Below are 14,995 nucleotides of genomic sequence, written 5' to 3' on the forward strand. Positions count from 1 at the left end.
GATCACTCCGCGCGCGGCTTGCGGGCCGCCGGTTGGTTGGGTTTTTTCTTGGCTTGTTTGGCCGGCGCACGCTTGGCGTCGCCCGCCTTCTTGGCGCCGGCCTTGCGGCCGCCACCGGGTTTCTCGGGCGCCAGGCCCAGCGCCGCCCAGTCGGGGACCAGGCGTGCCTTGTCGATGTTGTCGAACGCCACCGTCATCTCGGCGTCGTCCACGGTGAACACGATGCTGTCGCCTTCGATGCGGCTGATCGTGCCCTGCAGGCGACGGCGACGGTCCTGCGGCAGCTTCAGCACGACCTTCGCCGATTCGCCGACGAAACGCGCGTAGTGCTCCAGCCGGAACAGCGGACGGTCCACGCCCGGCGAGGAGACTTCCAGCGTGTAGTTGCCGGAGATCGGATCCTCGACGTCGAGCTGCGCGGACACTTCGCGGCTCACCGCTTCGCAGTCCTCGATATTGACGTGGCGCGTGGCGCGTTCGGCTTCCTGCACGTCGATATACAGGCGCACCGTGGCACCGCCGGGCGCCGGCAGGTACTCGATGCCGAGCAGTTCAACGCCCAGGGCCTGGACGGTGGGTGCCAGCAGGTTGGCGATGTCGTTGGCCTTGTCGCTCACGGATTCGCTGCCGATGGTTCGTGTCGCTGAAACAAACAAGGGGCCCGATGGGCCCCTTGTCCGATACGCTGGATGTCGGTGCAACGACGGGAACATGCGTCGTTGCGTGCCCAGGCTTTTCGTCGGCCGCCGGTATCGGCGACCTCGGATAAACATGGTAGCGGGGGCAGGATTTGAACCTGCGACCTTCGGGTTATGAGCCCGACGAGCTGCCAGACTGCTCCACCCCGCAGCAGAAGCGAAATTATGATGAATGCGCCGGTGCATTGCAAGCCTTGTCGTGCACCAACTTGAAACATCGCGTTCATCACGCGTGCCGGCAGTGCCCTGCCGGCAGGAAAAACAAAGGGTTCTTCGACCTCAGCCGGCGAACGCCAGCTTGCACCAGGCCATGATCGGGTTCCAGGCGATGCCCAGCGCCAGCAGGGCCAGCGCGTTGACGCCGAACACCATCGGCACCACGCGGTCGGTACGCGGGGGCGGAATTTCGCCCACCGGCTCGTCGAAGTACATCACCTTGATCACGCGCAGGTAATAGAAGGCGCCGATGACCGCACACAGCACGCCGACGAGGGCCAGCCACAGGAAACCACCGTTGACGGCCGCACCCAGCACGACCAGCTTGGCCCAGAAGCCCAGGAACGGCGGCACGCCGGCCAGCGAGGCCATCACGCACAGCACGAGCCCGGCCTGCCAAGGATTGCGCGCGTTCAGGCCCTTGAAGTCGTCGATCCTGTCGGCTTCGAAGCCCTGCCGCGACAGCACGATGATGGCGCCGAACGCCGCCGCCGACATGATGGCGTAGCTGATCGCATAGAACAGCGCGGCCGAGTAGCCCACTTCGCCACCGCCGGCGAAGCCGACCAGCAGGAAGCCGACATGCGACACCGTGGAATACGCGAGCATGCGCTTGAGGTTGGTCTGGGCGATGGCGATGACGTTGCCGATCACCAACGACGCAGCCGCCAGGCCGGCCAGCAACCACTGCCACTGTGCCGCCGCCGGACCCAGGCCGTCCTGCAGCAGGCGGAACGCCATGCCGAAGGCCGCCAGCTTCGGTGCCGCGCTGATGAACAGCGTCACCGGCGTCGGGGCGCCGTGGTAGACGTCGGGCAACCACATGTGGAACGGCGCCGCACCCAGCTTGAACGCCAGGCCCGCCACCACGAACACCACGCCCGTCAGCAGCAGCATGCGTGCTTCGCTGCTGCCGCCCAGCGCGGCGCCGGCGGCGTCGAAGATCGCCGGCAGGTGCAGCGAACCGGTCGCGCCGTACACCAGCGACATACCGTAGAGCAGCAGGCCCGACGCCAGCGAGCCCAGCACGATGTACTTCATCGCCGCTTCTGTCGAAAGACCATCATCGCGATTCAACGCGACCAGCGCGTACGAGCACAGTGCCAGCAGCTCCAGTCCCAGGTAGACCATCACCAGGCTGCCGGCGGACACCATCATCATCATGCCGGCGGTGGCGAACATGACCAGCACCGGCGCTTCGCCCGGATACAGATTGCGCTCGCGCAGGTAAGGCCAGCCGTAGACCAGCGACAGCGCGCTGACCGCGACGATCACGACCTTGCTGACATCGGCCAGCGTGTCGCGCACGAACATACCGCTGAACACGGTGCCCTGCCCGCCCACACCCGTCGCGAGCATCCACACAACGGCCGCCATGACGATCAGCGCGAGGGCGTGGGTGATGATGCGGCGGGAGTTGTCGAGGAACAGGTCCAGCATCAGCAGCGCGAAAGCGCCGCCGATCAGGGTCAGCTCGGGCAGCAGCGGCTGCAGGTCGGCGGCGGAGATGGGCATCGGCGTCGTCATGATTCTTCCTTACAGCTTGCTGTTGGCGAGCTGCATCGCCAGTTGCGCGATCGACGGCTCCATCAGGTCCGTGAGCGGCTTGGGATACATACCCAACGCCAGCACGCAGACCGCGAACCCGCCCAGCACCACGGCTTCGCGCAGGGAAACATCTTTCAGTTCGGCGACATGCGCATTGGCCACGTCGCCGAGGATCACGCGCTTGACCAGCCACAACGTATAAGCCGCACCGATCACCAGCGTAGTGGCAGCGAAGAAGGCGATCAGCGGGTGCTGCTGGAAGCTGGCCAGGATGACCATGAACTCGCCGACGAAGCCGCTGGTACCCGGCAGGCCGGAGTTGGCCATGCCGAACAGGATGAAGAAGGCGCCGAACCACGGCATCGTGTTGATGACGCCGCCGTAGTCCTTGATCATGCGGGTGTGCATGCGGTCGTACAGCACGCCGACGCAGGTGAACATCGCGCCGGAAATGAAGCCGTGGCTGATCATCTGCACCATCGCGCCCTGCAGGCCGAGGCGCGCACCATCCAGGTTGCCGTAGTCGCGCACCAGGCTGAAGGCGATGAAGATGCCGAGGGTGACAAAGCCCATGTGCGAGACCGACGAATAGGCGATCAGCTTCTTCATGTCGTCCTGCACCAGCGCCACCAGGCCCACGTAGACCACGGCGATCAGCGACAGCACGATGACGAACATGGCCCACTCGTGACCGGCATCCGGCACGATCGGCAGGCTGAAGCGCAGCAGGCCGTAGCCGCCGATCTTCAGCGCGATCGCCGCCAGGATCACCGAACCGGCGGTCGGTGCCTCGACGTGCGCATCCGGCAGCCAGGTGTGCACCGGGAACATCGGGATCTTGACCGCGAATGCGATCAGGAACGCGAAGAACAGCCACGTCTGTTCCTTCGCGTTCAAAGGCAGCGTGTACAGGTCGGCGAGCTGGAAGCTGCCGCCCTTGATGTACAGATACACCAGGCCGACCAGCATCAGCACCGAGCCGAGGAAGGTGTACAGGAAGAACTTCAGCGACGCGTAGATGCGGCGCGGACCGCCCCAGACACCGATGATCAGGAACATCGGGATCAGCATCGCCTCGAAGAACACGTAGAACAGAATCGCGTCGCTGGCGGCGAAGATGCCGTTGGTCAGGCCTTCCAGGATCAGGAACGCGGCCACGTACTGGGCGACGCGCTTGTTCACCGAACCCCATGCGCCGGCCAGCGTCAGCACGGTGATCAACGTGTTCAGCAACAGCAGCGCCACCGCGATGCCGTCGGCACCCAGGTTGTAGTGGATGTCGAAGCTCGGGATCCAGGCGCGGGTCTCGATGAACTGGAGACCCGGATTCGCATAGTCGAAGCCGGTCAGCAGGCCGATGCTGAAGACGAAGGTGAGCACCGCGACCGCCAGGCCCAGCCAGCGCGCCGCGTCGGCGCGGGCATTGCCCACCGCGAGCACCAGCGCACCACCCAGGATGGGCAGCCAGATCAGAACACTAAGCAGGGGCCAGTTCGACACGTTGTGTTATCCGTTGAGTTCTTCGCCAGGACGCTCCGCTCGGGGCGGCGCCAGGTCGTTACTGCCAAAACTTGATGACCACGCCCAGCAGCAGGATCAGGCCGACGATCATCGCGAACGCGTAGTGGTACAGGTAGCCGGACTGGGTCTTGCGCAGCAGCTGCGCGCCCAGGTCGACCAGCTTCGCCGTGCCGTTCACCGCGGCGCCGTCGATCACATGCGTGTCGAAGGCGCGCGAGGCCTTGCCCAGCTTCACGCCACCGCCGGCGAATCCGTTGATCCACAGGTGGTCGGCCCAGTACTTCTTGTCCAGGATGTTGGTCAGGAAGGCGCCGATCTTGCTGTGACGGATCTTGCCAGGGACGTCCGGGAACACCAGATAGAGAAGCGTCGACAATACGAAGCCGGAGACCGCGAACCAAAGCGCCTTGGTTTGCCAGCTGTGCAGTGCGAACTTGATGGCGCCCGTCCAGTGTTCCTTCAATGCCATCACTGTGTCGCGCGCCGACACCGCTTGCGTGGGGTCGTTGCGGATGAAGTCGATCGCACCTTGAAAGAATGGCGTCACCAGCACTTCCGCATCATTCCAATGGGTGCCGAACAGCATCGGACCCGCGGTGAACATACCGATAAGGACCGACGGAATCGCCAACAACACCAGCGGGACCGTCACCACCCACGGCGATTCGTGCGGCTCATGGGCGCCGTGGTGTCCGTGATCGTCGTGTGCATGATCGTCATGCGCGGCGTCATGATGTGCGTCGTGGCCATGACCATGGTCGGCGTGCGCGTCGCGGAAGCGCTCCTTGCCGTGGAAGGTCAGATAGAGAAGCCGGAAGCTGTAGAAGCTGGTGACGAACACGCCCAGCAGTACCGCCCAGTAGCCATACGTCGCCACCCACGCACTCGGATCCTGGGAGATGCCCTGCTGTGCTGCCATCAGGCCCATCTCGCTCACGTTATGCGCTGCTTCATGCGCGACTTCCTGATGCTTGTGCGCCGCCTCGATGATGATGTCCTTCGAGTAGAAGCCCGAGAAGAACGGCGTGCCGACCAGGGCCAGCGTGCCGATCAGGCTCGTGATCCAGGTGATGGGCATGTACTTGCGCAGGCCACCCATCTTCCGCATGTCCTGTTCGTGGTGCATGCCGATGATCACGGAGCCGGCCGCCAGGAACAGTAGCGCCTTGAAGAAGGCATGCGTCATCAGGTGGAACACGGCGGCCGAGTAGGCCGACACGCCGAGCGCGACGGTCATGTAACCCAGCTGCGACAGCGTGGAGTAGGCGACCACGCGCTTGATGTCGTTCTGCACGATGCCGATGAGGCCGGTGAACAGCGCGGTGGTCGCACCGATGAACAGCACGAAGTCCAGCGCGGTCTGCGACAGCTCGAACAGCGGCGACATGCGCGCCACCATGAAGATGCCGGCGGTCACCATCGTCGCGGCGTGGATCAGCGCCGAGATCGGGGTCGGGCCTTCCATCGAATCGGGCAGCCATACGTGCAGCGGCACCTGCGCCGACTTGCCCATCGCACCGATGAACAGGCAGATGCAGGTCAGCGTGGCCATCGACCAGATCACCGGCTCATCGAACACCTGGAAGGTGCTGCCGAACAGGGTGACGGCGCCCGACCAGACCGGAATGGCTTTGCCGACGAGCAGCGACGCATTGGCGAAGACGGTGGCGTAGTCCAGCGTGCCGAACATCAGCAGCACGCAGCCGATGCCGAGCAGGAAGCCGAAGTCGCCGACGCGGTTGACCAGGAACGCCTTCATGTTGGCGAAGATCGCCGTCGGGCGCTTGAACCAGAAGCCGATCAGCAGGTAAGACACCAGGCCCACCGCTTCCCAGCCTAAGAACAGCTGCAGGAAGTTGTTGCTCATCACCAGCATCAGCATGCTGAAGGTGAACAGCGAGATGTAGCTGAAGAAGCGCTGGTAACCCGGGTCCTCGGCCATGTAGCCGATCGTGTAGAGGTGGACCAGCAGCGAGACGAAGGTCACCACGACCATCATCATGGCCGTCAGCTTGTCGATCATGAAACCGACGTGGCCGCTGATGTTGCCCACTTCGAAGAAGGTGTACAGGTTCTCGTTGAACGGCGACGCGCCCTGCGCCACCAGTTGGTACAGCACCCAGCACGACAGCGCGCAACTGGTCGCCACGCCCAGGATCGTCGCCGTGTGGGCGCCGGCGCGGCCGACGAAGCGACCGAACAGGCCGGCGATGATGCTGCCCAGCAGCGGCGCCAGCACGATGGCCAGCAGCACGTTCTTGGAGAGGAGGACTTCCATACCGGTCATCGGTGCATCAGCCTTTGAGCGTATCGACTTCGGCCACGTTGATCGTGCGCCGGGTGCGGAACAGGGTGACCAGGATCGCCAGGCCGATGGCGGCCTCGGCCGCGGCCACGGTCAGGATGAAGAACACGAAGATCTGGCCGGCCGCATCACCCAGCTCGCGCGAGAACGCGACGAAGTTGATGTTCACCGACAGCAGCATCAGTTCGATCGACATCAGCAGCACGATGACGTTCTTCCGGTTGAGGAAGATGCCGGCCAGGCTGATGCAGAACAGCACGGCGCCCAGCGCCAGCAGATGACCCAGGGAAATCATGCCTTGCCCTCCCCTTCCGCCGGCGCGCTGGCCGGCGTTTCGCGCACCGGCTTCTCGGCCGGCATCGACACCATGCGGATGCGGTCGCGCGCCTTGACCCGCGACTGCTCACCCGGGTCCTGCGTCTTGATGCCGGTGCGCTTGCGCAGCGTCAGCATCACGGCGGCCACCACGGCCACGGTCAGGATGACGGCGGCGAACTCGAACGGCAGCAGGAACTCGGTGAACAGCGTGCGCGCCAGCCACGCCGTATTGGACACATCGGCGGCGGCAGACGCGGCGTTGTCCGGGAACGGCACCGCCATCTTCGCCTTGATGCCGATCAGCACCAGCATCTGCGCCAGCATGACGACCGCGACCAGCAGGCCGACCGGCAGGAACTTGACCCAGCCTTCGCGCATGGCGGCGACGTCGATGTCGAGCATCATCACCACGAACAGGAACAGCACCATCACCGCGCCCACGTAGACGAGGATCAGGGCCACGCCCAGGAACTCCGCGCCTACCAGCAGCCAGATGCAGGCCACCGAGAAGAACGTCAGGATGAGGCACAGCACGGCATGCACCGGGTTGCGCACGCTGATCACCGCGCCGGCGGCGACGACCGCGACGGTGGCGAAAGCGTAGAAACTGATCAGGACCCAATCCATTCTTCGGACCTCAGCGGAAAGCGGCGTCGGCGGCGCGGCGCTCGGCGATCTCGGCTTCCAGCCGGTCTCCGATCGCCAGCAGCTGCGGCTTGGTGACGATGTTCTGCCCGCGCTTGTCGAAGTGGTACTCCAGCACGTGCGTTTCCACGATCGAGTCCACCGGGCAGCTTTCCTCGCAGAAGCCGCAGTAGATGCACTTGAACAGATCGATGTCGTAGCGCGTGGTGCGGCGGGTGCCATCCTCGCGCGGGGCCGAGTCGATGGTGATCGCCAGCGCGGGGCACACGGCCTCGCACAGCTTGCAGGCGATGCAGCGCTCCTCGCCGTTCGGATAGCGGCGCAGTGCGTGCAGGCCGCGGAAGCGCGGCGACTGCGGGAACTTCTCCATCGGGTACATCAGCGTGTACTTCGGCTTGAAGGTGTACTTCAGCGTCAGCCACAGGCCCTGGAGCAGCTCCAGCAGCATCAGGCTCTTGAAGTAGTGCACAACCTTGCTCATGTCTTACACACCCTTCTCGAACACGCCGAAGAACACCATCACTGCCGTCACCGCGATCCAGAAGATCGTGAGCGGAATGAACACCTTCCAGCCCAGTCGCATGATCTGGTCGTAGCGGTAGCGCGGGAAGCTGGCGCGGAACCAGATGTAGGCGCTGGCGAAGAACAGCACCTTCAGCAGCAGCCACGGCCAGCCGCCCACCCAGATCCAGTTGATCCACGGCGACACATCGGCGGTGATCCAGCCCTGCAGCGGGCTCAGCCAGCCGCCGAGGAAGAACAGCGACACCAGGAAGCTGACCAGGATCATGTTGGCGTATTCGGCCAGGAAGAACAGCGCGAACGCCGCACCCGAATACTCGACCATGTGGCCGGCGACGATTTCCGATTCGCCTTCCACCACGTCGAACGGCGAGCGGTTGGTCTCGGCGACGCCGGATACCCAGTACACGATGAACAGCGGGAACAGCGGCAGCCAGAACCACTCGAGGAAGCCCGAGTCGCCCGCCTGCGCCATCACGATGTCGGTCAGGTTGAGGCTGCCGGCGGCGATCAGCACGCCGACCAGGGCGAAGCCCATCGCGATTTCGTAGCTGACCACCTGCGCGGCCGAGCGCATGGCGCCCAGGAACGCGTACTTCGAGTTAGACGCCCAGCCGGCGATGATGATGCCGTACACGCCCAGCGAGGTCATCGCCAGCAGGTACAGCAGGCCGGCGTTGGCGTTCGACAGCACCAGCTGGTAATCGAACGGCACCACCGCCCACGCGGCGAACGCCGGCGCCAGCGTGATCAGCGGCGCGAGGATGTACATCGTCTTCTGCGCGCTGCTGGGCTGGATGATTTCCTTGAACAGCAGTTTGAAGACGTCGGCGAAGGCCTGGAAAATGCCCATGCCCACGTACATCGGTCCGTGGCGCACGTGCATCCAGCCGATCAGCTTGCGCTCCCACACCACGTAGAACGCGACCGAGATGATCACCGGCATGGCAATCACCAGGATCTTCAGCACGATCCACAGGATCATGCCGATGTCGCCCAGCCCGAAGAACCACTCGCGCAGGGGGCCGACCGCGTTGATCAACATCTCGTTCATGCGCTCACCACCGTGACGCGTCCGGCACCCAGCGGCGCCGTGGCGCCGTAGCCACTTTCGATCCACGCGGCACCCGCGGCAACGCGGGCATCCACCACCACCGGCAGCGCGGCGGTGCCGATACCGTTACCGACCTTGGCCACCTGGCCCTCGGCAACACCGGCAGCCTGCGCATCGGCAGGATTCAGCACGATGCGGTCACCGACGTTCAGCGGATGCGCCTGCAGCGCCTCGGCGCGGCGGACGGTACCGTCGGTGCGGTAGATCGCCGCGGTGACGGCCAGTTCCAGGCCCTGTCCGTTGATGGCCGGCGCGGCGGACTTCACCACCGCAACCGTCTTGGCGTCGGCGATGGCCTCGCGCACACCGGCGATATCGGTGAACTCGAAACCGGCCAGCTGCAGCTCGCCACCCAAGGCGCGCAGCACCTTCCAGCCGTCACGCGCCTCGCCCGGCAGCTTGCCGGCAGCCTGCGTGCGCTGGTCCTTGCCATCGAGATTGGTCAGCGTCGCATCGATTTCGGGCAACAGACCGATCGGCAGGATCACGTCCGCCACATCGCGCGTCGACTTGCAGGCGAAGTGGCTGAACGCCACGACCTTGGCCGAGGCGAGCGCACGGCTGGCAGCCGGCGTATCGGCAAAGTCCAGTCCCGGCTCGACGCCGTAGATCACGTAAGCACCGCGCGGCTCGGCGAACATACCGGCCACGTCGCGGCTACTCGGCAGCACGCCCTGGCGCGCCAGGCCGACGGCATTCGCACCCTGCGGAATGCGGCACAGCGACGCATCGGTCGCGCCTCCGAACGCCGCGGCAGCGGCGCGCAGCGCGGCGGCCTGCGGATGGTTCTCGACGATGCCACCGACGATCACGACGGCGCGGTTCGCCGCCTTCGCGATGTCGCGCAGCGCAGCATCGTTCAGTGCGTCACCGAGCTTCGACGGCACGACGATGTGCTTGCCGGCGATGCCGAAGGCAAAGTCGAAGTCGACCGGGTTGACCACGTGCACCTTGGCCCCCGTGCGGACGGCCTTGCGGATGCGCTGGTGCAGCAGCGGCAGTTCGTGGCGGAGGTTGGTGCCGAACAGCACGATGACATCCGCCTGCTCGATCTCGGCCAGCGGCAGCGCGAACGGTTCGGCCACGGCGCCATCGGAGAAGTCGCGGTTGTTGATGCGGTGGTCCAGGTTGCCGGTGCCGAGGCCGTCGGCGAGCTTGGCCAGCAGGCCGCCCTCCTCGTTCGACACCGCCGGATGCACCAGCACGCCGAGGCTGTCGCCGCGGTTCGCGCGCAGGATCTCGGCAGCCGCGGCCAGGCCTTCGGCCCAGGACACTTCGCGCCACTCGCCATTGACCTTCTGCAGCGGCTTCACCGCGCGGTCGTCGGCATACAGGCCCTGGTGCGAATAGCGGTCGCGGTCGGACAGCCAGCACTCGTTGACCGCCTCGTTCTCACGCGGCACGGTGCGCAGCACCTGGCCACGGCGCGAGTGGTAGAACACGTTGGAGCCCATCGCGTCATGGAAACCGACGGATTCGCGCGCGATCAGTTCCCACGGACGGGCGCGGAACTGGAACACCTTGTTTGTCAGCGCGCCGACCGGGCAGACGTCGATGACGTTGCCGGAAATTTCGGTGGTCAGCGGCTTGCCGTCGTAGGTGCCGATCTGCAGGTTCTCGCCGCGGTACATGCCGCCCAGCTCGTAGGTGCCGGCGACGTCCGCGGTGAAGCGCACGCAGCGCGTGCACTGGATGCAGCGGGTCATCTCGGTGGCGACCAGCGGACCGATATCCTCGTCCGGCACCACGCGCTTGCGTTCCTGGAACCGGCTGACCGAACGGCCGTAACCCAGCGACAGGTCCTGCAGCTCGCACTCGCCGCCCTGATCGCAGATCGGGCAGTCCAGCGGATGGTTGATCAGCAGGAATTCCATCACGTTGCGCTGCGACTTCAACGCCTTGTCGCTGCGCGTGGCGATCTTCATGCCATCCATCACCGGCGTGGCGCAGGCCGGCGCCGGCTTCGGCATCTTCTCCACTTCGACCAGGCACATGCGGCAGTTGGCCGCGATCGGCAGCTTCTCGTGGTAGCAGAAGCGCGGGATCGGGATGCCGGCCTTGTCGGCGGCCTGGATGATCATCGAACCCTTGGGCGCGGCCAGCTCCTGCCCGTCGATGAAGACGGTGACGTGGTCCGGCGGCAGGTTGGGATTCACGGGCTGCGCACTCACGCGGCCACCTCCAGATTGGAACGGACCACCGTGCCGTCGCGCTCGTCGTCGACGAGGAACCGCTTGTTGACGATCGCGTATTCGAATTCGTGCCAGAAGTGGCGCAGCATGCCCTGCACCGGCCACGCGGCGGCTTCACCGAACGCGCAGATGGTGTGGCCTTCGATCTGGCCGGCGGCCGCGCGCAGCGTCTGCAGGTCTTCGATCGTGGCCTTGTGCTCGGCCACGCGGGTCAGCATGCGGTACATCCAGCCGGTGCCTTCTCGGCACGGCGTGCACTGGCCGCAGCTTTCCTTGTAGTAGAAACGGGCGATGCGCTGGCAGGCACGCACCATGCAGGTGGTGTCGTCCATCACCACGACGGCACCGGAACCCAGGCCGGAACCGGCCTTCTGGATGCTGTCGTAATCCATCGTCAAACCCATCATCACCTCGCCCGGCAGCACCGGCATCGAGGAGCCGCCCGGGATGACGGCCTTGAGCTTGCGGCCTTCGCGCATGCCGCCGCAGAGGTCCAGCAGGTCGGCGAACGACGTGCCCAGGCGGATCTCGTGGTTGCCGGGGCGCGCGACGTGGCCGGAGACCGAGAAGATCTTGCAGCCGCCGTTGTTGGGCTTGCCGAGGTTCATGAACCACTCGGCGCCGTTGCGCACGATCGCCGGCACCGAGGCGTAGGTCTCGGTGTTGTTGATCGTGGTCGGCTTGCCGTACAGGCCGAAGTTGGCCGGGAACGGCGGCTTGAAGCGCGGCTGGCCCTTCTTGCCTTCCAGCGACTCCATCAAGGCGGTTTCCTCACCGCAGATGTAGGCACCCGCGCCCAGCGCGTTGTACAGGTCGATGTCGACACCGGAGCCGAGGATGTCCTTGCCCAGCCAGCCGTGCTTGTAGGCCTCGGCGGTGGCTTCTTCCAGGTGCTCGAACGGCTCGTGGTGGAACTCGCCGCGCAGGTAGTTGTAGCCCACAGTGGAACCGGTGGCGTAGCAGGCGATCGCCATGCCCTCGATCACCGCATGCGGGTTGTAGCGCAGGATGTCGCGGTCCTTGGCGGTGCCCGGCTCGGATTCGTCCGAGTTGCAGAGGATGTACTTCTGCATGGCGCCCTTCGGCATGAAGCTCCACTTCAGGCCGGTGGGGAAGCCCGCGCCGCCGCGACCACGCAAGCCGGACTGCTTGACCATCTCGACGACGTCGGCCGGCGGGATCTTCTCTTCGATGATCCGGCGCAGCGCTGCGTAACCGCCGGTCTTCAGGTAGTTCTCGTACGACCAGGGCTTGTCGAAGTGCAGCGTGGTGTAGACGGCCTGGTGCTCCTTGGGAGCGGGACCGACCGGGCCGTAGCCTTCTGAATAGTGGGAATGGCCTGCCATGCGCTTACTCCAGCCCGTCCAGCAGCTCGTCGACCTTCGCCGGCGTCAGCTTCTCGTGGTAGTGGCCGTTGATCACGACCACCGGCGCGCCGCAGCACGCGGCCACGCACTCTTCTTCGCGCTTCAGGTACACGCGGCCGTCGGCGGTGGATTCGCCCAGCTTGCAGCCCAGCTTCTTCTCCGCGTGCGCGACAAGATCCTGCGCGCCGTTGAGCCAGCAGCTGATGTTGGTGCAGAACGCCACGTTGTTGCGGCCGACCTTCTCGGTCTCGAACATCGAGTAGAAGCTGGCGACTTCGTACGCCCACACCGGCGGCAGGTCCAGGTACTTGGCGACCGCGGCGATCAGCTCGTCGGTCAGCCAGCCCTCGTTCTGCTCCTGCGCGGCATGCAGGCCCTGCAGTACCGCAGACCGCTTGCGGTCCGGCGGAAACTTGGTCAGCCAATGATCGATGTGCGCGCGCGTCTTGTCGCTCAACGCCACCAGCGGATCGACGTTCTGCGCCGCTTCGAAATTACCCGTGGCCCTCATCGGTCCACCTCACCAAATACCAAGTCATAAGTACCGATCATCGCGACGACGTCGGGGAGCATGTGGCCGCGCACGATCTCGTCCATCGAGGACAGGTGCGCGAAGCCCGGCGCGCGCAACTTCACGCGGAAAGGCTTGTTGGCGCCGTCGGACACCAGGTAGCAGCCGAACTCGCCCTTCGGCGCCTCGACCGCGGCGTAGGTTTCGCCGGCGGGCACGCAATAGCCTTCGCTGAACAGCTTGAAGTGGTGGATCAGCGCTTCCATGTCGTCCTTCATCTCCTCGCGGGAGGGCGGCGCGACCTTGAAGTTCTGCACCATGACCGGGCCAGGGTTGGCCTTCAGCCACTTCACGCACTGCTGGATGATGCGGTTGGACTGGCGCATCTCGGCGACGCGGACCAGGTAACGGTCGTAGCAGTCGCCGTTGACACCGACCGGGATGTCGAAATCGACCACGTCGTACTTCGCGTACGGCTGCTTCTTGCGCAGATCCCAGGCGATGCCCGAACCACGCAGCATCGCGCCGGTCATGCCCAGCGCACGCGCCTGTTCGGGCGACACCACACCGATACCGACGGTGCGCTGCTTCCAGATGCGGTTGTCGGTCAGCAGCGTCTCGTACTCGTCGACGCGCTTCGGGAATTCGTTGGTGAAGTCTTCCAGGAAATCGAGCAGCGAACCTTCGCGGGCCTGGTTGAAGTGCTTCAGCGCCTTGCCCTTTCGCCAGGGCGATTCCTTGTACTTCGGCATGTGGTCCGGCAGGTCGCGGTAGACGCCGCCCGGACGGTAGTACGCCGCGTGCATGCGTGCGCCGCTGACCGCTTCGTAGCAGTCCATCAGCTCTTCGCGCTCGCGGAAGGCGTACAGCATGACCGCCATCGCGCCCAGGTCGAGCGCGTTGGAGCCGATCCACATCAGGTGGTTCAGGATGCGGGTGATCTCGTCGAACATCGTGCGGATGTACTGTGCACGCTCCGGCGCCTCGATGCCCATCAGGGTCTCGATGGCGCGCACGTAGGCGTGCTCGTTGCACATCATCGACACGTAGTCGAGACGGTCCATGTAGCCGATCGACTGGTTGAACGGCTTCGACTCGGCCAGCTTCTCGGTGCCCCGGTGCAGCAGACCGACGTGCGGATCGGCACGGACGATGGTCTCGCCGTCCATTTCCAGGATCAGGCGCAGCACGCCGTGCGCGGCCGGATGCTGGGGACCGAAGTTCAGCGTGTAGTTGCGGATTTCCTGCTTGGCTTCGGCAGGATTGCTGGCGAACGCGGCGCCGGATTGCGGATTGCTCATGCCTTGCCCTCGCGCACAGCCTGCTCGCCGGCGGCGGTCTGGTAGCGGGCGTCGTCGCGGATCACGCGCGGCACGCCGACACGCGGCTCGACCGACGTGACCGGCTCGTACACCACGCGCTTCTTTTCTTCGTCGTAACGCACTTCGACGTTGCCGATCAGCGGGAAATCCTTGCGGAACGGATGGCCGACGAATCCGTAGTCGGTCAGGATGCGGCGCAGGTCCGGATGGCCTTCGAAGATGATGCCGTACAGGTCGAACGCTTCGCGCTCGAACCAGTTCAGGCCCGGCCACACGTCGCACAGCGACGCGACCACCGGCAGGCCGTCGTCCGGCGCGAAACAGCGCACGCGCACGCGACGGTTGTGCTGGTACGACAGCAGGTGCAGCACGACGGCGAAACGGTTCGGACGGACGGCGTCGCGCGGACGCTGGTCCCAGTTGAAGCGGCCGGGACCGAAGCCCTCGACACCGCGACTGAAGCCTTCGGACGACACGTCGGCGGTATCCCACTCGGCGCTGCCGTAGCCCAGGTAGTCCACGCCGCTGACGTCGACGGCCTGTTCGAAACCGAACTCGTCGCGCAGTGCCAGGCAGACCGCATGCCAGGACGCAGACGGCACTTCCAGGGTGATTTCGCCGCGCGGCTCGGCCACGCTGACCGTGGCGTCCGCGAAGCGGGCGCGCAGCTGGTCGGTGAAGTTTGCAGCTTGCTCAGCCATGGGGCGTGGCGTGCT

The 14,995-nt window shown here is 65.3% G+C and carries 13 protein-coding genes and 1 tRNA gene; all 14 read right to left on the reverse strand.

Annotated elements, in window-relative coordinates:
* Positions 1-2: 2 nt before the first annotated feature.
* Positions 3-617, reverse strand: coding sequence for a ribosome maturation factor RimP (gene rimP / locus IB230_RS04160; protein ID WP_192269008.1), 615 nt, complete (start codon positions 615-617; stop codon positions 3-5).
* Positions 618-772: 155 nt separating this feature from the next.
* Positions 773-849: transfer RNA gene (locus tag IB230_RS04165), tRNA-Met, on the reverse strand.
* A 128-nt stretch (positions 850-977) separates the two neighbouring features.
* A complete protein-coding gene (gene nuoN, locus IB230_RS04170) occupies positions 978-2,441 on the reverse strand; it encodes an NADH-quinone oxidoreductase subunit NuoN (protein ID WP_192269010.1) in 1,464 nt (487 codons plus the stop codon).
* Positions 2,442-2,450: 9 nt separating this feature from the next.
* On the reverse strand, positions 2,451-3,962 hold the full coding sequence (locus IB230_RS04175; protein WP_192269012.1) for an NADH-quinone oxidoreductase subunit M: 1,512 nt from the start codon (positions 3,960-3,962) through the stop codon (positions 2,451-2,453).
* A 58-nt stretch (positions 3,963-4,020) separates the two neighbouring features.
* Entirely contained in the window at positions 4,021-6,261 is a 2,241-nt protein-coding gene (gene nuoL / locus IB230_RS04180; RefSeq protein ID WP_192269014.1) for an NADH-quinone oxidoreductase subunit L, read from the reverse strand.
* A 16-nt stretch (positions 6,262-6,277) separates the two neighbouring features.
* Positions 6,278-6,583: an NADH-quinone oxidoreductase subunit NuoK gene (nuoK, locus tag IB230_RS04185; RefSeq protein ID WP_192269016.1), complete on the reverse strand. Its 306-nt coding sequence runs from the start codon at positions 6,581-6,583 to the stop codon at positions 6,278-6,280.
* Positions 6,580-7,233, reverse strand: coding sequence for an NADH-quinone oxidoreductase subunit J (locus IB230_RS04190; RefSeq protein ID WP_192269018.1), 654 nt, complete (start codon positions 7,231-7,233; stop codon positions 6,580-6,582). The genes nuoK and IB230_RS04190 overlap by 4 nt, the downstream gene beginning before the upstream one ends.
* Positions 7,234-7,243: 10 nt before the next feature.
* On the reverse strand, positions 7,244-7,732 hold the full coding sequence (gene nuoI / locus IB230_RS04195) for an NADH-quinone oxidoreductase subunit NuoI (RefSeq protein ID WP_162108528.1): 489 nt from the start codon (positions 7,730-7,732) through the stop codon (positions 7,244-7,246).
* A 3-nt stretch (positions 7,733-7,735) separates the two neighbouring features.
* On the reverse strand, positions 7,736-8,827 hold the full coding sequence (nuoH, locus tag IB230_RS04200) for an NADH-quinone oxidoreductase subunit NuoH (RefSeq protein WP_192269020.1): 1,092 nt from the start codon (positions 8,825-8,827) through the stop codon (positions 7,736-7,738).
* On the reverse strand, positions 8,824-11,058 hold the full coding sequence (gene nuoG, locus IB230_RS04205) for an NADH-quinone oxidoreductase subunit NuoG (RefSeq protein ID WP_192269022.1): 2,235 nt from the start codon (positions 11,056-11,058) through the stop codon (positions 8,824-8,826). Before nuoG ends, nuoH begins: the two co-directional genes overlap by 4 nt.
* On the reverse strand, positions 11,055-12,425 hold the full coding sequence (gene nuoF, locus IB230_RS04210; protein WP_192269024.1) for an NADH-quinone oxidoreductase subunit NuoF: 1,371 nt from the start codon (positions 12,423-12,425) through the stop codon (positions 11,055-11,057). Before nuoF ends, nuoG begins: the two co-directional genes overlap by 4 nt.
* A gap of 4 nt (positions 12,426-12,429) precedes the next feature.
* Positions 12,430-12,957, reverse strand: coding sequence for an NADH-quinone oxidoreductase subunit NuoE (gene nuoE, locus IB230_RS04215; RefSeq protein WP_192269026.1), 528 nt, complete (start codon positions 12,955-12,957; stop codon positions 12,430-12,432).
* On the reverse strand, positions 12,954-14,258 hold the full coding sequence (locus IB230_RS04220) for an NADH-quinone oxidoreductase subunit D (RefSeq protein WP_192269027.1): 1,305 nt from the start codon (positions 14,256-14,258) through the stop codon (positions 12,954-12,956). Before IB230_RS04220 ends, nuoE begins: the two co-directional genes overlap by 4 nt.
* Entirely contained in the window at positions 14,255-14,980 is a 726-nt protein-coding gene (locus IB230_RS04225; protein WP_192269029.1) for an NADH-quinone oxidoreductase subunit C, read from the reverse strand. Before IB230_RS04225 ends, IB230_RS04220 begins: the two co-directional genes overlap by 4 nt.
* Between the last annotated feature and the right edge of the window lie 15 nt (positions 14,981-14,995).

The organism is Pseudoxanthomonas sp. PXM01, from assembly GCF_014851815.1.
Taxonomy (GTDB): Bacteria; Pseudomonadota; Gammaproteobacteria; order Xanthomonadales; family Xanthomonadaceae; genus Pseudoxanthomonas_A.